The following is a 21092-nucleotide window of genomic DNA, read 5'->3' as shown; positions in this document are numbered from 1 at the left end:
TACGACGAAAACGGGCCGGTTCTGCGGGGGCAGATCCGGCCCGTTTTCGTCGTACGGGGCTCAGCGGGGCCCAGCGGCGCTCAGCGGCGCTCAGACCTCGTAGACGGCACCCGACCGCGCCAGGGTCACCGGGCCGTCGAAGACGGCCTCGGCGTCGCGCTGGTTCAGGTTCGGGTCGGTCCACGGCGGGATGTGGGTGAGGACCAGGGCGGCGGCGCCCGCGGCCTGCGCGTGCTCACCGGCCTGGCGGCCGTTGAGGTGCAGCTCCGGGATGTCTTCCTTGCCGTGGGTGAAGGCCGCCTCGCAGAGGAAGAGGTCGGCGCCCCGGGCCAGGTCGGTCAGGGCCTCGCAGGGGCCGGTGTCACCGGAATAGACCAGGGCGCGGTCCCCGTGCTCGATGCGGAAGCCGAACGCCTCCACCGGGTGGCAGACCCGGGCGGTGCGGATGGTGAAGGGGCCCAGTTCGAAGGTGCCCGGGGTGAGGGTGCGGAAGTCGAAGACTTCCTGCATCGACTTCTCGTCGGGCACATCGTCGTACGCCTGGACCAGGCGGCGTTCGGTGTCCTCGGGCCCGTAGACCGGGATCGCCTCGGCGCGGCCCCCGTCGTGGCGGTAGTACCGCGCGACGAAGTAGGCGCACATGTCGATGCAGTGGTCGGGGTGGAGGTGGGAGAGGATCACGGCGTCGAGGTCGTAGAGACCGCAGTGGCGCTGCAACTCGCCGAGGGCGCCATTGCCCATGTCGAGGAGCAGCCGGAAGCCGTCGGCCTCTACGAGGTAGCTCGAGCAGGCCGATTCCGCGGACGGGAACGACCCCGAGCATCCGACGACGGTGAGCTTCATGGAGCAGGAACCTCCTTGAGGGGTCCCCATGCCGAGGGCCATGGGCGAGGCGGCGGGTGCGGGGGTCATACGGGGTGCCCACGAGCGTAAGGCGCTAAAGCCCTGGTAGCTCCTCCACGGGCCCGCGTTGTGGGCGGAATCACCAGGACGGAGCCCCGGGCAGCCGCGTATGCCCCACATCGGTTACCACCGGGTACCCCCGGTGCGCCGCATTCCGCCGCCAGCGGGTCTACGCCCAGAGCTGGCCGTGCAGGGTCTCGACCGCCTCCTCGGTGGTGGCCGCGGTGTAGACGCCGGTGGACAGGTACTTCCAGCCACCGTCGGCGACGACGAAGACGATGTCGGCGCTCTCGCCCGCCGTGACCGCCTTACGCGCCACACCGAGCGCGGCGTGCAGCGCGGCACCGGTGGAGACGCCCGCGAAGATGCCCTCCTGGGCGAGGAGTTCACGGGTACGGGCCACCGCGTCCTCGGAGCCGACGGAGAAGCGGGTGGTGAGGATGGACTCGTCGTACAGCTCGGGGACGAAGCCCTCATCCAGATTGCGCAGCCCGTATACGACATCGTCGTAGCGCGGCTCCGCGGCGACGATCCGCACATCCGGCTTGTTCTCGCGCAGGAAGCGGCCGACGCCCATCAGGGTGCCGGTGGTGCCCAGGCCCGCCACGAAGTGGGTGACGGAGGGCAGGTCGGCCAGGATCTCGGGGCCTGTGGTGGCGTAGTGGGCGCCCGCGTTGTCGGGGTTCCCGTACTGGTAGAGCATCACCCAGTCGGGGTGCTCGGCGCTCAGTTCCTTGGCCACCCGGACGGCGGTGTTGGAGCCGCCGGCGGCGGGCGAGGAGATGATCTCCGCGCCCCACATGGCGAGCAGCTGGCGCCGCTCCTCGCTGGTGTTCTCCGGCATGACGCACACGATGCGGTAGCCCTTGAGCTTGGCCGCCATGGCGAGCGAGATGCCGGTGTTGCCGGAGGTCGGCTCCAGGATGGTGCAGCCGGGGGTCAACCGGCCGTCCTTCTCGGCCTGTTCGATCATGTGGAGCGCCGGGCGGTCCTTGATCGAACCGGTCGGGTTACGGTCCTCCAGCTTCGCCCAGACCCGGACGTCCGGGGAGGGCGAGAGCCGTGGCAGCCGGACGAGCGGCGTGTTGCCGACCGCTGCCAGGGGGCTGTCGTACCGCATCAGTACCTTCCGCCCGCGACGGCCGGGAGGATCGTCACGTTGTCGCCGTCCGAAAGCTTGGTGGAGATGCCGTCGAGGAAGCGGACGTCCTCGTCGTTCAGGTAGACGTTGACGAAGCGGCGCAGCTCGCCGCCGTCGACCAGGCGCTCCTGGATGCCGGTGTGCCGGGACTCCAGGTCGGCGAACAGCTCGGCGACCGTGGTCCCGCTGCCCTCGACCGCCTTCTGGCCGTCGGTGTAGGTGCGGAGGATGGTCGGGATGCGGACCTCGATGGCCATTCTCAATCTCCTGTGGGAGGGCGGGGTGGACTTCCGGACCGGAAGGGGCCGGCGTCGTCGGAAGGCTTCGGCTGCGTGCTTCGGGCGGGCGTCGGGCGTCGGAGAGGACGCGCTCAGGCGGCCTGGGCGCGGCGCGGACACATCGCGCTGGCGAGTCGGCACAGGTCGACGTGGAGCCGCGCCACGAGCAGCATGCCCGGCGTCTTCTCGCTCACGTCATCGGAAACCATGAACTCATCGTATCGATTCCCGATCCGCCCCCCGGAAGCGTGTCCCGCGATACGGACGGGTAACACCCGCGATACGAGACGACGTATCGGGTCAGCCCGGGATGATCTCGACTTCTTCCTCGGAGACCTCACCGTCGACGATCCGGAAGGAACGGAACTGGAAGGGCCCCTCCTCGTTGCCGCAGTCGGCGGTGGACACGAGGACGTAGTGCGCACCGGGCTCATTGGCGTAGGAGATATCCGTACGAGAGGGGTACGCCTCGGTCGCGGTGTGCGAGTGATAGATCACGACCGGCTCTTCATCGCGGTCGTCCATCTCGCGGTAGAGCTTGAGCAGATCGGTCGAGTCGAACTCGTAGAACGTGGGAGAGCGCGCCGCGTTGAGCATCGGGATGAACCGCTCGGGGCGGCCGCTTCCGGCCGGGCCCGCGATGACACCGCACGCCTCGTCGGGGTGGTCGGCCCGCGCGTGCGCGACGATCCGGTCGTGAAGCTCCTGGGTGATGGTCAGCATGGTGCACACAATAGGAGGCGGGCTCCGGACCACAGTCCGGAGCCCGCCTGCTGAGACGATATGCCCGAAGGGCGGAAGCGTCAGTCCCGGGCGAACTCGGGCTTGCGCTCCGGGTCGGTGACCTCGGGGGTACGGCTCTTGAGCACGAACCAGCCGATCACCATGACCACCGCCCAGACGGCCCCGACGTACAGCGAGATCCGGGTCTCCGAGTCGTACGCGATCAGACCGGTGACGCCGATGAGGAAGACCAGCGCCACCCAGCTGAAGACCGAACCGCCGGGCGCCGGGAAGGCCGAGGCGGGCAGCCGGCCGGCCACGACGGCGCGGCGGTAGCGGATGTGGCTGATCAGGATCATCGCCCAGGCCCAGATCCCGGCCGCGGTCGCCACCGAGGTGACGTAGGTGAAGACCTTGTCCGGGACGGTGTAGTTCAGTATCACGCCGATGCCCATGAGGAAGGCGGAGAGGGCGATACCGGCGAACGGGGTCTTGCGGGCGTTGAGCTTGCCGAAGATGCCCGGCGCCTCGCTGTTGGCGGCCAGGTCGCGCAGCATGCGGCCGGTGGAGTACATCCCGGAGTTACAGGAGGACAGGGCCGCGGTGAGGACGACGAAGTTGACGATGCCCGCCGCGAAGGGGATGCCAATCACCGAGAAGGCGTGCACGAACGGGCTCTCGCCCGCGGAGAACTCGGTCCACTTCACGACGGAGAGGATGACGAGCAGGGCGCCGACGTAGAAGACGATGATGCGGAACGGCAGGGTGTTGATCGCCTTGGGCAGGGTCTTCTCGGGGTCCTGGGACTCGCCCGCGGTGATGCCGACCAGCTCGACGGCGAGGTAGGCGAACATGACGCCCTGGAGCGTCATCAGGCTGTCCCCTATGCCGTTCGGGAAGAAGCCGCCGTGCGACCAGAGGTTGGAGGCGGCCGCGGTGTCACCGGCCTCCGAGAAGCCGAGGGTCAGCACGCCGAGGCCGATGACGATCATGCCGATGATCGCGGTGACCTTGACCATCGAGAACCAGAACTCGACCTCGCCGAAGATCTTCACCGAGATCAGGTTGACGCCGAAGAGCATCACCAGGAAGACCAGGGCGCTGACCCATTGCGGGATCGACGGGAACCAGAAGTGGATGTAGATGGCCGCGGCGGTCAGCTCGGCCATGCCGGTGACGACCCACATGAGCCAGTAGGTCCAGCCGGTGACATAACCGAAGAACGGGCCGAGGAACTCTCGGGCGTACTCCGCGAAGGACCCCGAGACGGGGCGGTACAGGAGCAGCTCACCGAGTGCTCGCATGATGAAGAAGATGACGACGCCGGCGAGGGCGTACATCAATATGATGCTGGGGCCCGCCTTGGCGATGTTGGCCCCGGCTCCCATGAACAGACCGACACCGATGGCACCGCCGATGGCGATCATCTGTACCTGGCGACTACCCAGGCCGCGCTCGTAGCCCTCTTCGGGCGCCGCTGAGGTCATGTGGTGTGCCTTTCTCCCTGTGCGGCTGGCGATCGTGAAGATTTACCACGAGAGCAGCACTGATCCACTCAGCGGAATGTGGGGCACGCCACAGGGAGAAGCGGACAAAGGCCGTCGTGCACAACAAAGCGAGTGATCGTGGTGATGCGATCGTTATCCGGAGTTGAGCACCCTCTAAACGAACACTCAGTGATCACAAGCGGAAGGGATCACGCCATCGGGGTCAGGCCATCAGCGTCTCGATGAGCGTCTCCTGAAGCCCGCCCAGCCAGAAGTACGCCATCACCATCGGCTTCCGCGGATCGGAGTCGGGGAGTCCGAGCAGTTCACCGCCGTCGTCATCGTCGGTGACCTCCAGCCGGGTCCCGATCGCCAGCCGCAGGTCGTTGAGGGCGCCGAGCCACTGCCGGGACTTCTGCGGGGCCAGCTCCAGCACCGCCTGGTCCTTGGCGGCCGACCCGGTGGACCCGGCAGCCAGCGAGTCCAGGTCGCGCACCATCGCCAGGGCGTCATCGCGCTTGCGGGCCCGCAGGTCGTTCTCGGTGTACCGGCGGAACTCCGCCGAGGCGGCGCGCGCCTCCTTCTCCGCGTCCGCGTCCAGCTCCTGGTCCGGCGCCCCGTAGGCGTCCGGGAACAGCCGGGCCAGCGCCGGGTCGCTCGGTGCCTCGCTGGGGCCCTCCGCGAACAGCGCGTCCAGCGGGTCCTCGGCCCCGGCCGGCTGGTCGCCGGGTCCGATCAGCTCCGCGAGCTGCACGGCGAGGCTGCGCAGGATGGAGATCTCCACCTCGTCCAGGGCGACGGTGGCACCGCCACCGGGCAGCGGCTCGAATCGTCCCGACATCAGCGCTCCTGCGTGAGCGTCGCCCACAGCCCGTACCCGTGCATCGCCTGCACGTCGCGCTCCATCTCCTCGCGGCTGCCGCTGGACACGATGGCGCGCCCCTTGTGATGAACGTCGAGCATCAGCTTGTGCGCCTTGTCCTTGGAGTAGCCGAAGTAGCTCTGGAACACGTACGTGACATAGCTCATGAGATTGACGGGGTCGTTGTGGACCACCGTCACCCAGGGAACGTCCGGCTCGGGCACCTCCATCGGCGCCTCGCTGGCTTCAGGACGTTCGATCTCCACCGGACTGACACTCACACCCTCAATGCTGCCACCCGGTAGGGCCGGTCGCCTAAACCGGCACCCAGATCTCGTCACTCTGACGAGTATGCGAGGTAACATCATCAACATGGACACTGCGGACTTGGGACTGCCGGTGGACGTGCCGTCGACTGCGCTGTTCACCGATCGGTACGAACTCACCATGCTGCAGGCCGCGCTGCGGGCCGGCACCGCCGACCGCCGCTCGGTCTTCGAGGTCTTCACCCGACGCCTGCCCGAGGGACGCCGCTACGGCGTCGTCGGGGGCACCGGGCGGGTCCTCGACACCGTCGAGAACTTCCGCTTCGACGGCGGCGTGCTGGACTTCCTCGCCCAGCACCGGATCGTGGACGAGCCGACGCTCGCCTGGCTCGCCGACTTCCGGTTCCGCGGCGACATCTGGGGATACCCGGAGGGTGAGGTCTACTTCCCGGGCTCGCCGATCATGCGGGTGGAGGGCACCTTCGCCGAGGCGGTGCTGCTGGAGACCGTGATCCTCTCCATCCTCAACCACGACTCCGCGGTCGCCGCCGCCGCGTCCCGGATGTCGGTCGCGGCGGGCGGGCGGCCGCTGATCGAGATGGGCGCGCGCCGCACCCATGAGCTGGGCGCCGTGGCCGCCGCCCGGGCCGCGTACGTCGGCGGCTTCGCCACCACCTCGGACCTCGCGGCCGGATTCCGCTACAACATCCCCACCGTCGGCACCAGCGCCCACGCCTTCACCCTGCTGCACGACAGCGAGCGCGACGCCTTCGTCGCCCAGGTCGACTCGCTCGGCAGCGACACCACCCTGCTGGTGGACACCTTCGACGTCGCCGAGGCCGTGCGCACCGCGGTGGAGATCGCAGGTCAAGAGCTGGGCGCCGTCCGGATCGACTCCGGCGATCTGCTGCTGCTCGCCCACCGGGTGCGCCAGCAGCTGGACGACCTGGGCGCCAAGGGCACGAAGATCGTGGTCACCAGCGATCTGGACGAGTACGCGATCGCCTCGCTCGCCGCTGCCCCCGTGGACGCGTACGGGGTCGGCACCCGGCTGGTGACCGGCAGCGGCCATCCGACCTGCTCGATGGTCTACAAGCTGGTCGCCCGCGCCGAATCCAACGCCCCGGACGCGCCGCTGGTGCCGGTGGCGAAGAAGTCCATGGGCGGGAAGACCTCCATCGGCGGCCGCAAGTGGGCGGCCCGCCGGCTGGACGCGGACGGGGCGGCCGAGGCCGAGGTGGTCGGCAGCGGCACCGTCCCGGAGGCGCTCGCGGACCGCCTGATGCAGGTCGAGCTGGTGCGCGGCGGCGAGATCGTGGCCCGGGAGCCGCTGGACGCTGCGCGCGACCGCCATGCGGCGGCGCGGGCGGGGCTGCCCCTGTCGGCGACGCAGCTGTCGCAGGGCGAGCCGGTGCTGCCGACGGAGTACTTGCAGGCGTGAGGGGTACGTCCATGACGACCATGGCGTCGACAGCGATCACACCGATCGCGCCTGCCGCTGCTGCTACTGCTGTGACCACCTCTGCTGTGACCACCTCGGGCCGAGCCGGAAGGCGTGCGTGATGCACCGGGCACTGATCGTCGTCGACATCCAGAACGACTTCTGTGAGGGCGGAAGCCTCGCGGTGACGGGCGGCGCGGACATCGCCGCCGCGATCACCGACTACATCGGGGAGGCGTCGCCCGGCTACCGCCACATCGTGGCCAGCCGCGACCGCCACATCGATCCGGGCGATCACTTCTCCGAGCACCCGGACTACGAGCGCACCTGGCCGCCGCACTGTGTCGCGGGCACCGAGGGGGTCGGCTTCCACCCCAATTTCGCGCCCGCGGTGGCCTCGGGCGCGATCGACGCGGTCTTCGACAAGGGCGCGTACGCCGCGGCGTACAGCGGCTTCGAGGGCGTCGACGAGCACGGCACGTCACTGGCGGCGTGGCTGCGGGAGCGGGGCGTGACGGAGGTGGACGTGGCCGGGATCGCCACGGACCACTGTGTGCGGGCCACGGCGCTGGACGCGCGGCGTGAGGGGTTCGTGACGCACGTACTGCTGGGGCTGACCGTGGGGGTGGCCCCGGCCACCACCGAGCGCGCCGTGGAGGAGCTACGGGACGCGGGCGTCCGGCTGAGCGGCCGGCCGGTGGGCTGAGACGCCCCCGGGCCCGCCGCGAGTCGCGGGGACCGGAGGGGGCGTCCGGCGTCCGTCAGAGGGCCGTCAGGCCGTCGCCGCGGGGCGCATGAGGGCGGCGATGGGGTGCCACAGCTCGCCGCCGATATCGGGGGACGTGCGCCAGATGAGGCCGTCGGGGTGGTGGAGCACCGCCGTCACCTCGTCGGGCGTCGGTGGCGCGCTGTTGCCGCGCAGATACACGGCGCGAAGCCCCAGGTTGCGCAGCCTGGTCAGGGCGCGCGCCCGGTTCGCGGCGTGCACTAGGACGCGGACGCCGCCGTCGCCCAGTGGGCGGGGCAGGGTCAGTGCCACCACCACACTGCCGCCCGGCAGCTTGATGAATCCTCCATCGGCCATACGGTTCATGTCCCCCGTGAGACGTCGTGTCAATAAGAAGGTCTAGGGGCATCTAAACGCGAACGGCCGCCGCCCGCTAGTGGGTGACGGCCGTCACGGCTTTGACCTGCGGTTATGACGACGGGCCCACCTGGACGGTCATCGACTGGCCGTCCGGGCGCTCCCAGAGGATCCCGATCCGGGTATTGGTGTCAGCAACCTTCACCCCTGCGGTGGGGTTGGATTTGTCCCAGTACGCACCCTTGCGGTCGTCGAAGACCGGGGTGCCCCACTTGCCCTTGATCTTCGCGGCCTTCCCGTCCTTGTGGAGGGTGAAGCCGCCCGTCCGGTACCAGCTGAAGGTCGAGTCGTACGCCTGGATCCGGTTGCGCATGAGCGTGCCGTCCGCCCACTTCTCCGGGGTGGCGTGCGCGTCGACCGGGAGGATCAGGCCGGTGCCCGGGTGGACGCCGGTGTTGTTGTCCGGCTGCGAGGTGTCCCACTGCCAGATCAGCAGACCGTTCTGGTACGGGAAGTGCTCGACCCAGGCGGGGCGGGTGGAGGCCCAGCCGAAGTTGTACGGGCCGGTCTTGAGGGTCTTGTCGTAGCTGACGTACTGGCGGTTCTCGGCGAGGTAGTACTGCGGGTAGTCCTTGGTGAAGGACGCGCCCACGCGCGAGAAGCCGTCCGTCGTCCAGCCGTTGTCGTCGCCCTCGGCGCCGTCGGTGACGACCGGCTTGCCGTCCGCGGTGAGGGTGAGGGCGTCGGCGGTGAAGCCCTTCTGGGCAACCCCGCTGTCCGTCTGGTAGCGGAAACGGAGGTCGATCTTCTTGCCCGCGTAGGCATCCAGCGGGAAGGAGAGCTTCCGGTACGCCCCTGAGGTGCCCGTCAGCGCGGGCTTGTCACCGGCGTCGCGCGGGATGGCCTTGCCGTCCGCGGTGCCGTCGACCGGCGTCCAGTTGGCGCCGCCGTCCGTGGAGACCTCGGTGTAGAGGTAGTCGAAGTTCTCCTCGATGTCCCACCAGCCCTGGAGGTCAAGGCTCGCCTTGGCGGCGCCCGTGAGGTCGACGGACCGGGTGAGGGTGTTCTTCAGGTCGTCGCCCATCCCGGACCACCACTGCTTGGTGCCCTCGGCGGGTGCGGTGATCTCGGTGGTGACGGGCTTGTCGGGGAGGTTGACGACCAAGGCCTGCTTGTTCTTGGTGTTGTACTCGGCGACCCCGAGGGTGTGCCGGGACTTCGTACCGGCCTTCGCAGTGCCGTAGTTGAGCCAGCCGAGCTGGAGCTTGTCCCAGGCGGACATGTCGCCCGGGAGGTCGCCGATGGAGTCCTCGCCGGTACCGAGCCAGGAGCCCGCGGACATCAACGACCAGTAGGCGACGGAGGATTCGCCCTTGCCCGTGGTGTCGTACTCGTCCGGCAGGCCGAGGTCGTGGCCGTACTCATGGGCGTAGACGCCGAGGCCGCCGTTCTCCGGCTGCATCGTGTAGTCGCCGACCCAGATGCCGGTGTCGCCGATCTGGGTGCCGCCCGCCTTGTTGGCGCCGGGGCCGGTGCTGCCCGCGTCGCTGCCGTACGCGTACCAGCGGTGCGCCCAGATCGCGCTCTCGCCCTGGGCGCCGCCGCCCGCGGACTCGTCCTCACCGGCGTGCACGATCTGGAAGTGGTCGATGTAGCCGTCGGACTCGTTGAAGTTGCCGTCGCCGTCGAAGTCGTAGCGGTCCCACTGGTCGTACTGGGCCAGGTCCGCCTTGATCTGCGCGTCGGTGCGGCCGGCCGCCTTCTGGTCCTTGGCCCACTGGTTGACGCCGTCGCGGATCAGGTCCCAGGCGTTGGCGCAGTTGGTGTCGCCGCAGTAGTTGGAGCCGTACCGGGCCTCGTTCCAGTCGACCTTGACCCAGTCGGAGACCTCGCCGTCGACCGAGTACCGGCCCGAGGACTGCTTCTCGTAGTACTTCTTCAGGGACTCCTTGCCCTTGGCCTCCGAGAAGTAGAGGTCCTGGAAGTGCTTCCGGTTGTAGTCCTTCTGCCAGGCGGTGCTGTTGTCCTCGGCGCGGTCCGGCTCGGCGATCGTGTTGTGCGCCGGGCCCGGGTCGCCGCCGTACTTCTTCACCGGCGGCTCGGGGCCGTCGGCGCCGTCCGGGTCGTACATCGTGGTGTCGTCGACCTTGTCGCCGAACTCGACCAGCACGGTGAAGATCTTGTCGGTCTTCTCCCGGGCCAGCTCGACGTACTTCCCCTTGCCGAGCTTCACCACCTGCGACGCGCCGCGCCGGGTGGTCTCCTTGTCCCCGGATATGACCTGGCGCAGCGCGTCCTGCCGCTGCGCCTCCTGCTGCTTGCTGAACGGGCCCGCCAGATCGTGCTCGACGTCCGTCTTCGCGGGGGCCGGGTCATGGCGTTCGACACGCGTAGACGGCGCATCCGCCTGGGCAACACCCGTTGACAGCGCGGCCGCGCCGAGCGCGGCCACCACCGTGGCGACGGCGGCCGATCTGGCCGCCCTCCGTTGGCTGTTCACTTGTTCCTCCCCTTCCACACACCGGTGCCGCACATTTGACCGGAGTGGCAGGAGAAAAGACAGTCCTTGACTTGGATGTGAGGGGTCGTTACGTTTCCCGGTCCGCCATGTACCGGTTACCGGACACCCGCGGGCCGCGCCGCCCGGCCCGGTGGAACACCGTTGCACGCGCCGGTGATTCCGTGCGCCCCCCGTGCACCGCTCCCGTGGGTGAGGTCACGCTTAGTTCGACTCCCCATCGGGCATCCAGCACCGTAGAGTCTTTTGACGGCGCGCGTCAGCCGACTCATGCCCCCGTATATCGCTGCCCCCTGAGGACGGATCCCGCCATGCCGCGTCCGACTTCTGCCCAGCTCGCCTACGGTTCGGCCACCGTCGTCCTGTCGACGCTGGCCATGCTGCTGCTATCCGAAACCCGCTCGGGCCTCGGGGTGGGACTGGTGACCGTGGCCGGTCTCGCACTCGGGCTGCTGGTGGCCCTCACCGTGCCGGTCTCCCGCCCGTCCCGCGCCGGTCGTACGGTGCGCACCCACCGCCCGCTGGCCGGGTCCGCGGTGGCCGCCGAGCCCCCGCGGGAGCACTCACTGCACGGCTGACACCACGACCGTCCGCGCCGCCTTGTCGTGCAGGCAGCGCCGGAACGGCTTGTCCCACAGCTGCCACACCACGTTGAGCACCCAGAACAGGGTGCCGACGAGCACCGGGATCAGCAGTCCCGGCAGCGTGTAGACCGCTGCGCGCACCCAGCCCTGGCGGCCCGGAATGTTCCCGTCCGACAGCACCGCGACGCGGATCCGCATCGCCTTCTTGCCGAGGGTCTGGCCGCTGCGGGCCAGCATCGTGCCCTCGTAGGCGAAGTAGACCCCCATGGTGATGATCAACGCGGCCATCACCTTGCCCAGATCCTGCTGGCCCGGGTGCTCCATGCCGTACTGGAGCGCGCCCGTCATGCCGAGCGCCACCGTCCAGATGACGCCGAGCACGAGGCCGTCGATCAGCCGGGCCGCGAAGCGCTGACCGGGGGTGGCCAGCGGGGGCATCCCGGCGAGGTCGGGGTACGGGGGCGACGACAGCTGGTCGGGGCTCATGCCCCCGATTACATCAGCAGCCTCCCGGGCGCCCCTCGGCGGGCCGATACCGGGTCGTCCTCAGGGCGTGGCCGAGACCACGACCGTCTTGGCCACCTTGTCGTGCAGACACTGCCTGTACGGCCGGTCCCAGGTGCACCACAAGACGTTGACCAGCCAGAAGACAAAGCCGCAGCAGGGCACGATCTCGGGGAGCGCATACGCGGCGGCGCGCGCCCAGCCGGCGCCGCCCGCCGGGAGCTCGCCGGTCTCCAGCATGGCCACCCGGATCTGCATCGCCTTCTTGCCGAGGGTCTGGCCGTAGCGGGTGAGCATCAGCCCTTCGTAGACGAAGTACGCCAGGACGTAGACGAGCGTGAAAACGGACGAGCGGGCGTCGCTGCCATCGCCCATCGGGTAGTAGGTGCCCCAGATCAGGGCCATGACCAGACCGACCGGGATGCCGATGATCAGCCCGTCGATGATCCGGGCGACCACGCGGCGGCCGAGATGGGCGAGCGGGGGCATGCCCGCGAGCGGATCGGCGCCGTCGTCGTGATCACCGTAGGGAGAACCGTTCGCCCGGGGCGGCGGCTGCTGCTTGGCGAACGGATCCCGGTCGCGGGGCCCGTCCCCGGGTGACGGCGGCTGGTCGGTGCTCATGGCCCGAGTCGACCGCCGATCGAGGGCGATCGCATCCGGATCGCCCCGTTCGGGCGATCCGGATGCTCCATCCGAGGATCAGCCGGCGGTCGCCACGAACGTGCGGGCGGCCTTGTCGTGCCAGCACTGCCGCCAGGGGCGGTCCACCAGGCACCACAGCACGTTCACCACGCCGACCAGCAGCACGCCCAGGACCCCGTAGACCAGCCAGCGGCGCAGGGCGGCGCCGAACGACGGGGTGTCGTGGTCCTCGATGTCCAGAACCCGCACCCCGCACAGCTTCTTGCCGAGCGTACGGCCCCATACGGCCACCGGCAGCGCCTCCAGGAGGATCCCGCCGAGCAGCAGCACGCCCAGCACGATGGCCAGGTAGCCGCTGGTGGTGCCGTCGAGGAAGTAGACGGTGACGGTCTCGCCGGACTGCTTGGCCGTCTCCACCTTCTCGTCGATGTGGTCGGCGGCCTTCCCCCACAGCGGGAACGCGGCCGCGCCGGTGATGGCCAGCAGCACGACCATGTCGATCAGCCGGGCGGCGAGGCGGCGGCCGAGCCCGGCGGGCCGCCCCTGGGCCTGGGCGGCCTGGAGGAACGGATTGTCGACCGGCGGCTTCCAGGGGATGACGCTCTCGGGCGCGCCCTGCTGGGGCGCCGGGGGCTGGGGTGCCTGCGGGGCCTGGGGCTGCTGCGGCGGCTGCTGGGCGAGCTGGTGCACCTGCTGCTGCCAGCCACCGGGACCGCCGGGCCCGGGGCCGCCGGGACCGCCGTGGGACGGCTGGGCCGGGATGCCGCCGTAGGGCTGCTGCGGGGGTTGCTGCTGCTGGGGCGCCTGCTGCTGTTGCTGCTGGGGCGGCTGTTGCGGTGGGGACTGCTGGGGGCCTTGCGGCGGTGCGTCGCGGTCGAGCGTACGGAACGTCATCGTGCCCTCGTCGCGGCCGGTCGGCCGCAGCGCGCGGATCGCCATCGTGCCGTCCGGCGCACCGGCACCGGCACCGGCCCCGGCCTCGGCCGAGGGCGAGGGCAGCTCCGGGTTGCGTACGGCGGGGAGGGCGTGGGTGGCGCGATCGTTGCGGTCGCCCGTACCCGTACCGCCCGCGGCGTTCGCGTCGCCGCCGCGCATCGTCAGCGTGCCCTGGTCGCGACCGCCTTCACCACGGCCGCTCCCGTCACCGCCGACGTCTCCGTCCGCCGCGCCGCGCGGGTCGGGCACCCCCGCGCGCGGGTCGTCCGGCTCCGGGGAACCCCAGGAGATCCGGCGGTCCTGCTCACCGCCGAATCCGGCCTGGTGGGACGCGTCGGCCTGCCAGGCGGCCCCGGCCCCGGGGCGGGTGCCGTGCAGCCGCTGCGGATCGTCCCAGTCGACCGGGGCGGCCGTCCCGGTGGGCGGCACGGGCTCGGTGCCCATGACGCTGCCCGTGCCGGACTCCCGTACGTCCATCTCGGCACGCCGCCGCACCTCGGGCAGGGAACCGCCGATGTCCACCGCGGGTCCCGGCTCCGGGTCCTCGTCCAGGAACATCGGGCCGGTCTCGTCCGGCACCGGGCTGGTGACCTGGGTGTGGGTGACTCCGGGTGGCGCGGCGGGCATGGCCTCGCCCTTGGCCGGGGCGGGGCGGCTGGTGCCGGGCACCCAGGCAGCGCCGTTCCAGTACCGGATGTAGTTGGGAATGGACGGATCCGGATAAAACCCAGGAATGGAGCTGCCGTCAGCGGATCCTGAGGAAGGGGCGCTCATGATCTCCGATGTCCCGTATCTGTGCTCGCCGTGCTGCTGTGCTGCGCTGCCGCAGTGCAACCCGGAGCGCGCTGTCAAGGTCTATCAGACGGGCCGGAGGCCCGTACCTACTGTGGCACCGCCTCGCAACTTTTTGGCGGTCAATACGGGAAGCCGCCTGCCGGCCCCTAGAACAGCTTGCCCGGATTGAGCAGACCCAAGGGGTCGAAGACCTGCTTGATGCCCTGCTGCAACTCCACCCCCACCGGTCCCAATTCACGCGCGAGCCACTCCCGTTTCAGCACGCCCACCCCGTGCTCCCCCGTGATCGTGCCGCCCAGCTCCAGACCCAGCGCCATGATCTCGTCGAACGACTCGCGCGCCCGCCGCGACTCGTCCGGGTCCGCGGGGTCGAAGCAGACCGTCGGATGGGTGTTGCCGTCCCCGGCATGGGCCACGACGCCGATCGTGAGGTCGTACTTCTCGGCGATGGCCGCCGTCCCGTCGATCATCTCGGCGAGGCGGGAGCGCGGTACGCACACGTCGTCGATCATCGTGACGCCCTTGACCGCCTCCAGCGCGGTCAGCGTCATACGGCGGGCCTGGAGCAGCAGGTCGGACTCGGCCGCGTCGTCCGCCGGGACCACCTCGGTCGCCCCGGCGGCCGTGCACAGCTCACCCACGGCGGCCAGATCGGACGCCGGGTCCGGAGTGTCGAACGCGGCCATGAGGAGGGCCTCGGTGGACTCGGGGAGCCCCATATCGCCCAGGGCGTTGACGGCGCGCACGCTCGTACGGTCCATCAGCTCCAGCAGCGAGGGCACATGGCCGCGCTCCATGATGCGGCAGATCGCGTCGCACGCGGCCGCGGTGGAGGGGAACTCGGCGGCCAGGACAAGCTGTTCGGGCGGCGCGGGCTTGAGCGCGAGGACGGCCCGTACGACGATGCCGAGGCTCCCCTCGGAGCCGACGAAGAGGCGGGTCAGGTCGTAGCCCGCGACCCCCTTGGCGGTGCGGCGGCCGGTGGACAGCAGCCGTCCGTCGGCGAGGACGATGTCCAGGCCGAGGACGTACTCGGCGGTCACGCCGTACTTCACGCAGCACAGCCCGCCCGACGCCGTGCCGATGTTGCCGCCGATCGTGCACTGCTCCCAGCTGCTGGGGTCCGGCGGGTAGTACAGACCCTTCTCCAGCACCGCGCGCGACAGGGCCGCGTTCACCACGCCCGGTTCGACGACCGCGATCCGGTCGACCGGGTTGATCTCCAGGATGCGGTCCATCTTGATCAGGGACAGCACGATGCAGCCGTCGGACGCGTTGGCCGCGCCCGACAGGCCGGTGCGCGCGCCCTGCGGAACGATGGGGACGCGCAGCGCGGTGGCCGTACGGCATACGTGCTGCACCTGCTCGACGGTGCGAGGGAGGACGACCGCGGCGGGCGCGCCCGCATCGCAGAAGCTCGCCATGTCGTTGGCGTACGCCGCCGTGACATCGGGGTCGGTGAGCACTGCCTCCTCGGGGAGGCCCTCCCGCAGCGACTCGATGAGGTCGGTCATACGTCCAGGCTCGCACTCGGGCGGGCGCCAGGGAAGATCGGCGCGGCGACCGGGTTAGGACGCGTTCACTGCGGCTTGTAGTAGACGCTCAGTTCGCGGGCGCCGGAGGCGAAGCCCATGCACAGCCGGCGCGGGCTGGTGAGCTGGACGGCCATGCCCTCGGGCTCGCGGTAGTCGAGCGAGTACCCGGCCTCGGTGCGGGCGCGCTGGACCAGCTCGCCGGTGCGCAGATCGACGCAGGAGACATGCGCGTTGCCGTGGCCGGAGGGCGGGTTGGGGCCGTTCTCGTCGGAGTACGCGGTGCCGGTGAGCTGGTACACGTAGTCGCCGAGCACCGTGAAGCCCTGGAAGACCTCGCCGTCCTCGACGCCCGTCTGGGGTATGTCGTCGTACACCGCCGTGTAGTCGCCCGCCGTGACCCCGGCCAGGCTCATCAGCCGGTAGCGGACCTCGCCGCCCTGGCGGTAGCGCAGCAGGAGCCGCTTGTTGAGCATGTCGACGGCGGGCTGGTTGCTGGTCGAACCGGCCACCGGACGGTGGGTGGCCAGGGCGGACGAGCCGCTGTCCAGGACGGCGCCGTCCTTGAACGCGAAGCGGCTGATGGCGCGCCCATAGCCGGAGTCGGGGTTGGCGTCCGACTCGGTCCACAGCTGGGCGGTGGCGCCGACGGGCTCGCAGCCGATCGAGACGCCGTGGCCGAAGCCTCTGACGTACATATGGCCCAGCTTGCTGCCGGTGAGGGAGAGCTTCGTGATGCACATGTCGCCGCGCGCGGCCCGGTCGGCGCCCGAGACGGGGGCGGATTCGCCGCTGAGCCGGATACCGCCCTGCATCAGCTGGATCGTGTAGAGGTGACCGTTGGCGTCGTCGAACGCGAAGGACTGGAGCACGGTGTTGTTGTGCGGTGCCTTCTCACGGATGAGCTGCGTGGAGGGCACCGAGAGGTCGAACCGGCCGCCGGCGGCGGCGACCCCGGCGGAGGCATTGGCAGCGTTAGCGGCGTGGGCCTCGGTGGGCCGTACCGCGAACGCCCCGAGCGCACCCGCGGCGGCAGCGCCCCCGGCCAGGGCGAACTTACGCCTTGTCAACCGACCCGTGGCGTACTTGTCCGTCTGCATGCGAGATCAACAACTCCCAAGAGAAAACACCGTGTTGGAGTGGACATAGGAACGCCGTGAGTGTAGACGGTGCGATTCTCCGACCGAGCTGGTGTTCAATTTTTCTGGCACGAGCGGCGCATTGTGGTCTGTATCACTCTCTTTCTGCCTGCTTCGGGTAGACCGGATGCCGGACGGCGGGCGTATACCCGGCGAAGACACGGATCCGGGAGTGACAGGTGACCGTCGAGGAGTTCGAAGAGTTCTACGCCCAGGCGGTCACGCGTCTCACGGGTCAGCTGTACGTGATGCTCGGCGACCTGCACGAGGCGCAGGACGTCGTCCAGGAGGCGTTCGTCAAGGGGTGGAGCCGAAGACGACAGCTCGACCGCGGCGGCCAGCCCGAGGCGTGGATCCGCACGGTCGCCTGGCGGCTGGCGGTGAGCCGGTGGCGGTTCCGGCGGCGCACGGCGGACGCCTGGCATCGCGGCGGCGTCTCACCACCCCATGTCGCGGGCCCGGAACCGGACCAGGTGGTGCTGGTCGACGCGCTGCGCGAACTGCCGCCCCAGCAGCGGCGCACGCTCACCCTGCACTACCTGTGCGACCTCACGGTCGAGCAGATCGCCGCCGAGACCGGCCTGTCCACCAGCACCGTCAAGACGCATCTGGTCCGCGGACGCGCCGCGCTCGCCCACCGCCTGCGGGACCCGCTCATCGAGGAGAGCACCGATGTCTGAGATCCAGGATCCGCACGGGGATCCGCTGCGGACGCTGTTCCGGCAGGCCGGTGACGTCGGGCAGGCGCGTGCCGGAGCGGCACCCGTCGCGCGCATCGCCGAGCGCGGCAGACGGGTGCGGCGGCGCCGCCTCGCCGCGCTGGCGGCGGGGGCCTGCCTGGTCATCGCGGGCGGCGGCGCGCCCGCGGAGACCCTCCTGCCGGGTACGCCGCCGCCCGCCGCCCCGGCCACCATCCCCCCGACGGGCCATGCGAAGACCGGCCAGCCATCGACCGGCCAGCCATCGACCGGCCAACCGTCATCCGGACCTTCGTCGTCCGGGGCCGCCAGCCCGCCCCCGTCGACGGGCGAGCCCACACGCGAGGCGACCGGCGATGTGACGTACCCGCCCACCATGACGTCTCCCCCAGGGGGCAGCGCCTCCTCGACCGGCCCCTGACCGCCCCCCGCCCACGCACCCCTGTGTCACACCTCTACGCGAAAGATTCCCGCATGCCCGTCGCACCGCCCGAGCCGCGCCACACCGCGCCCAGCTCCGCGCCCCACCACCCCGCGTGGTCCTCCGCGCCGCGGAAGCGGCCCTCGCCCCGCGAACGGGTCATGCGCTTCGCCCGGCTGCCCTCCCGGCTGAGCCCGGGCGACCGCGAGGTGCTGTGGCTGTATCTGCTGACCCGAATATCCATATGGATCACCGCCTACGGCGTCCGGTGGCTGTTCCCCCCGGACAGCGGCGCGCATCAGCCCTCCGCCGTCCTCGAACCCTTCGAGCGGTGGGACTGGGGGCATTACCTCCACATAGCGCGCGACGGCTACTTCCCCGGGGAGAGCGGCCCGTGGGACAAGAAGTGGGACAGCCGGGAGGCGTTCTTCCCCGGGTTCCCGATGCTGCTGCGCGCCCTGCACACCGTCATCCCGAGCTGGACCGCGGCCGGGTTACTGATCTCCTTCGTCGCCGGGGCCGTCGGCGTCCTGGCGCTGGCCCGGATCGCCCGGCTGTATCTGCCCGGCCCGGACGGCGACCGGCGCACCGTGCTGTTCTTCCTGCTCTCACCGTGCGCGATCTTCCTGGCCGTCGGCTACACCGAGGCGCTCTTCCTGGCGTTCGCCCTGCCCGGCTGGCTCGCCGCCCAGCGGCAGCGCTGGGCCGCGGCCGCCGTGCTGACCGCCCTGTCCACCACCGTGCGGATCAGCGGCCTCTTCGTCGCAGCCGCCATCGCCGTCCACTTCGTCCTCACCGCCGCCCGCGCCCGCGGGCACTGGCGCTCGCTGCCCTGGCTGGCCCTGCCCGCGCTGCCCGCCGCGTTATTCACCTGGTACCTGCACGCGCACACCGACGACTGGATGGCCTGGAAGCACGCCCAGGAACGCGGCTGGTTCCGCACCTTCCACACCCCCTGGGAGGGCTGGTCCCACACCTGGAACGCGGCCTTCGACGAGACGCAGACCACCGGGTACGCCGCGATGTTCCAGGCCGAACTGGTGGCCATGGTCCTCGGGCTCGTCGTCCTCGGCGTACTGCTGTGGCGGCGCCGCTGGGCCGAGGCGGGCTACATCGCCATCACCCTGTGGGCGCTGGGCACCTCGTACTGGTTCATGTCCATCCCCCGCTCCACCCTGCTGTGGTGGCCCCTGTGGATCGGGCTGGCCGGGTGGAGCCTGCGCAGGCCCCGGGTCAAGACCGTCTACTTGTACCTCGTCGCGCCCGTGAGCACCGTCTTCAGCCTCGCCTTCCTGTCGGGGCGGTGGGCGGGCTGACCAGCCGGGGCCAAGGGCCCCGGCCCGTCGTCACAGATTGCCGCGCTTCTCCTGCTCGCGCTCGATCGCCTCGAACAGCGCCTTGAAGTTCCCCTTGCCGAAGCCCATCGACCCGTGGCGCTCGATCATCTCGAAGAAGACGGTCGGCCGGTCCTGCACGGGCTTGGTGAAGATCTGCAACAGATACCCGTCCTCGTCCCGGTCCGCGAGGATCTTCAGCTCCCGCAGGGTCTCGATCGGCACCCGCGTGTCCCCGACCCACTCCCCCAGCGTGTCGTAGTACGAGTCGGGCGTGGCCAGGAACTGGACACCCGCGGCGCGCATCGCGCGCACCGTCGCGACGATGTCGTTCGTGGCGAGGGCGATGTGCTGGACACCGGGGCCGCCGTAGAACTCCAGGTACTCGTCGATCTGCGACTTCTTCTTGCCCAGGGCCGGTTCGTTCAGGGGGAACTTGACCTTCCGGGTGCCGTCCGCGACGACCTTCGACATCAGGGCGGAGTACTCGGTGGCGATGTCGTCGCCGACGAACTCCTTCATGTTGGTGAAGCCCATGACCCGGTTGTAGAAGGCCACCCACTCGTCCATATGGCCCAGCTCGACGTTGCCGACGCAGTGGTCGATGGCCTGGAACAGCCGCTTCTCGGGCGCCTCGACGATCGGCTCGGCGGCGACGTACCCGGGCAGGTACGGGCCGTCGTAGCCGGAGCGCTCCACGAAGGTGTGGCGGGTGTCGCCGTACGTACGGATCGACGCGAGCACCACCGTCCCGTGCTCGTCCTTGACGTCGTGCGGCTCCTCGATCCCGGTGGCGCCGTGCTCCACCGCGTACGCGTACGCGGCCCTCGCGTCCGGGACCTCGACGGCGAGGTCGATCACGCCGTCGCCGTGCTCGGCCACATGGTCGGCGAGGAAGCGGCCCCAGGGTCCGGACGGCTTGATCACGGAGGTGAACACGAAGCGGGCGCTGCCCGAGACGAGGACGTAACTGGCGGTCTCCCGGCTGCCGTTCTCCGGTCCGGAGTAGGCGACGAGCTTCATGCCGAAGGCGGTGGCGTAGAAGTGGGCGGCCTGCTTGGCGTTGCCGACGGCGAAGACGACCGCATCCATGCCCTTCACCGGGAAGGGGTCTGCCTGCCGCGCGGTGGTCGGGGTGGGGTTCAGGATCTCAGTCATAAGGGCAGCGTCTCCCCGCGGCTCAGGGTGCGCAACAGTTCGCGGATTCGCTGAGCAGACTGCATAGCGTCGTAGGGGAACTGGGCAGCATTCTGTACAGAGTGACCACCATCACAGCTCCCCCAGGAGGCCCCATGGGAATCGACGCGCTCGACGCCCGCCTGATCGAACTCCTCGCCCGCGAGCCACGCATCGGCGTCCTGGAGGTCTCCCGCCGCCTCGGCGTCGCCCGCGGCACCGCCCAGGCGCGGCTGGACAGGTTGCGCGCCCAGGGCGTGATCCGCGGCTTCGGCCCGGACGTGGACCCGGCGGCCCTGGGCTACCCGGTCACGGCCTTCGCGACGCTGGAGATCAAGCAGGGCCAGGGCCCGGATGTCCGCACCCACCTGGCCGGTGTCCCCGAGGTGCTGGAGCTGCACACCACGACCGGCGAGGGCGACATGCTCTGCCGCCTGGTCGCCCGCTCGAACGCCGACCTCCAGCGGGTGATCGACCGCGTGGTGGGCATCGAGGGCATCGTGCGCGCCTCGACGGCGATCGTGATGGAGAACCCGGTCCCGCTCCGGATCATCCCTCTAGTGCAGCAGGCGGCGGAAGACTGATCCGCCTTACGGCCCGAGAAGGTGTGCAAAAAACCCGTTGC

At 70.2% G+C, this 21092-nt stretch carries 23 protein-coding genes; 7 read left to right on the top strand and 16 right to left on the bottom strand.

All coding sequences use genetic code 11. The features are described 5' to 3' along the window. Positions 1–90: 90 nt before the first annotated feature. From SSOG_RS27510 to clpS, 8 genes are all read right to left on the bottom strand, one after another. The gene (locus tag SSOG_RS27510; protein WP_009717532.1) at positions 91–843 is read right to left on the bottom strand and encodes an MBL fold metallo-hydrolase; all 753 of its coding nucleotides are present in this window, start codon (positions 841–843) and stop codon (positions 91–93) included. Between the two features lie 229 nt (positions 844–1072). Continuing rightward, positions 1073–2023: a PLP-dependent cysteine synthase family protein gene (locus SSOG_RS27505; protein WP_009717531.1), complete on the bottom strand. Its 951-nt coding sequence runs from the start codon at positions 2021–2023 to the stop codon at positions 1073–1075. Beyond that, the gene (locus SSOG_RS27500; protein WP_009717530.1) at positions 2023–2301 is read right to left on the bottom strand and encodes a MoaD/ThiS family protein; all 279 of its coding nucleotides are present in this window, start codon (positions 2299–2301) and stop codon (positions 2023–2025) included. Before SSOG_RS27500 ends, SSOG_RS27505 begins: the two co-directional genes overlap by 1 nt. A 113-nt stretch (positions 2302–2414) precedes the next feature. Next, positions 2415–2531, bottom strand: coding sequence for a putative leader peptide (locus tag SSOG_RS57945; protein ID WP_324618130.1), 117 nt, complete (start codon positions 2529–2531; stop codon positions 2415–2417). 91 nt (positions 2532–2622) lie between these two features. After that, positions 2623–3045, bottom strand: a complete 423-nt coding sequence (locus SSOG_RS27495; protein ID WP_009717528.1) for a M67 family metallopeptidase — start codon at positions 3043–3045, stop codon at positions 2623–2625. Between the two features lie 80 nt (positions 3046–3125). Then, positions 3126–4532: an amino acid permease gene (locus SSOG_RS27490; protein WP_009717527.1), complete on the bottom strand. Its 1407-nt coding sequence runs from the start codon at positions 4530–4532 to the stop codon at positions 3126–3128. A gap of 223 nt (positions 4533–4755) precedes the next feature. Then, positions 4756–5373, bottom strand: coding sequence for a DUF2017 domain-containing protein (locus SSOG_RS27485; protein WP_009717526.1), 618 nt, complete (start codon positions 5371–5373; stop codon positions 4756–4758). After that, positions 5373–5675, bottom strand: a complete 303-nt coding sequence (gene clpS, locus SSOG_RS27480; RefSeq protein WP_009717525.1) for an ATP-dependent Clp protease adapter ClpS — start codon at positions 5673–5675, stop codon at positions 5373–5375. The genes SSOG_RS27485 and clpS overlap by 1 nt, the downstream gene beginning before the upstream one ends. Before the next feature lie 91 nt (positions 5676–5766). Here clpS and SSOG_RS27475 point away from each other — a divergent pair, with 91 nt between their 5' ends. Together SSOG_RS27475 and SSOG_RS27470 are read left to right on the top strand one after the other, a co-directional pair. Next, positions 5767–7101, top strand: a complete 1335-nt coding sequence (locus tag SSOG_RS27475) for a nicotinate phosphoribosyltransferase (RefSeq protein WP_009717524.1) — start codon at positions 5767–5769, stop codon at positions 7099–7101. A 121-nt stretch (positions 7102–7222) separates the two neighbouring features. Continuing rightward, entirely contained in the window at positions 7223–7807 is a 585-nt protein-coding gene (locus SSOG_RS27470) for a nicotinamidase (RefSeq protein ID WP_039938839.1), read from the top strand. A gap of 66 nt (positions 7808–7873) precedes the next feature. Here SSOG_RS27470 and SSOG_RS27465 read toward each other — a convergent pair whose 3' ends face one another. Beyond that, positions 7874–8185 (bottom strand): hypothetical protein, encoded by a 312-nt coding sequence (locus tag SSOG_RS27465; protein ID WP_039938837.1) that lies wholly within the window; start codon positions 8183–8185, stop codon positions 7874–7876. A 112-nt stretch (positions 8186–8297) separates the two neighbouring features. Continuing rightward, the gene (locus SSOG_RS27460; protein WP_039938835.1) at positions 8298–10685 is read right to left on the bottom strand and encodes an immune inhibitor A domain-containing protein; all 2388 of its coding nucleotides are present in this window, start codon (positions 10683–10685) and stop codon (positions 8298–8300) included. A 329-nt stretch (positions 10686–11014) separates the two neighbouring features. Between SSOG_RS27460 and SSOG_RS27455 the strand changes: the two genes are divergently transcribed. Beyond that, a complete protein-coding gene (locus SSOG_RS27455; protein ID WP_009717520.1) occupies positions 11015–11281 on the top strand; it encodes a hypothetical protein in 267 nt (88 codons plus the stop codon). On the opposite strand, the gene SSOG_RS27450 is transcribed toward SSOG_RS27455, so the two are convergent. From SSOG_RS27450 to SSOG_RS27430, 5 genes are all read right to left on the bottom strand, one after another. Continuing rightward, on the bottom strand, positions 11267–11773 hold the full coding sequence (locus SSOG_RS27450) for an RDD family protein (protein WP_009717519.1): 507 nt from the start codon (positions 11771–11773) through the stop codon (positions 11267–11269). The genes SSOG_RS27455 and SSOG_RS27450 overlap by 15 nt on opposite strands. Before the next feature lie 60 nt (positions 11774–11833). Further along, positions 11834–12415 (bottom strand): RDD family protein, encoded by a 582-nt coding sequence (locus SSOG_RS27445; RefSeq protein WP_009717518.1) that lies wholly within the window; start codon positions 12413–12415, stop codon positions 11834–11836. Positions 12416–12493: 78 nt separating this feature from the next. Then, on the bottom strand, positions 12494–14146 hold the full coding sequence (locus SSOG_RS27440) for an RDD family protein (protein ID WP_009717517.1): 1653 nt from the start codon (positions 14144–14146) through the stop codon (positions 12494–12496). A 167-nt stretch (positions 14147–14313) separates the two neighbouring features. Further along, positions 14314–15681: an FAD-binding oxidoreductase gene (locus tag SSOG_RS27435; RefSeq protein WP_009717516.1), complete on the bottom strand. Its 1368-nt coding sequence runs from the start codon at positions 15679–15681 to the stop codon at positions 14314–14316. A 65-nt stretch (positions 15682–15746) separates the two neighbouring features. Continuing rightward, complete coding sequence (locus tag SSOG_RS27430; RefSeq protein ID WP_009717515.1) at positions 15747–16799, bottom strand: phage baseplate protein; 1053 nt, start codon at positions 16797–16799, stop codon at positions 15747–15749. Between the two features lie 218 nt (positions 16800–17017). Here SSOG_RS27430 and SSOG_RS27425 point away from each other — a divergent pair, with 218 nt between their 5' ends. Genes SSOG_RS27425 through SSOG_RS27415 form a run of 3 tightly spaced genes read left to right on the top strand, consistent with a single transcriptional unit; the run spans position 17018 to position 19273 of the window. After that, entirely contained in the window at positions 17018–17518 is a 501-nt protein-coding gene (locus tag SSOG_RS27425) for a SigE family RNA polymerase sigma factor (protein ID WP_009717514.1), read from the top strand. Further along, complete coding sequence (locus SSOG_RS54935) at positions 17511–17957, top strand: hypothetical protein (protein WP_009717513.1); 447 nt, start codon at positions 17511–17513, stop codon at positions 17955–17957. Before SSOG_RS27425 ends, SSOG_RS54935 begins: the two co-directional genes overlap by 8 nt. Before the next feature lie 53 nt (positions 17958–18010). After that, positions 18011–19273 (top strand): mannosyltransferase family protein, encoded by a 1263-nt coding sequence (locus SSOG_RS27415; RefSeq protein ID WP_009717512.1) that lies wholly within the window; start codon positions 18011–18013, stop codon positions 19271–19273. Between the two features lie 30 nt (positions 19274–19303). On the opposite strand, the gene hppD is transcribed toward SSOG_RS27415, so the two are convergent. Continuing rightward, entirely contained in the window at positions 19304–20449 is a 1146-nt protein-coding gene (gene hppD / locus SSOG_RS27410; protein ID WP_009717511.1) for a 4-hydroxyphenylpyruvate dioxygenase, read from the bottom strand. A 134-nt stretch (positions 20450–20583) separates the two neighbouring features. Here hppD and SSOG_RS27405 point away from each other — a divergent pair, with 134 nt between their 5' ends. Beyond that, the gene (locus SSOG_RS27405) at positions 20584–21051 is read left to right on the top strand and encodes an Lrp/AsnC family transcriptional regulator (protein WP_039938834.1); all 468 of its coding nucleotides are present in this window, start codon (positions 20584–20586) and stop codon (positions 21049–21051) included. Positions 21052–21092: the final 41 nt, after the last annotated feature.

Origin of the sequence: Streptomyces himastatinicus ATCC 53653 (genome assembly GCF_000158915.1) — a bacterium.
Taxonomy (GTDB): domain Bacteria; phylum Actinomycetota; class Actinomycetes; order Streptomycetales; family Streptomycetaceae; genus Streptomyces; species Streptomyces himastatinicus.
Note: the sequence above shows the minus strand (reverse complement) of the source record. Positions and strands in the feature narration are given on the sequence as shown.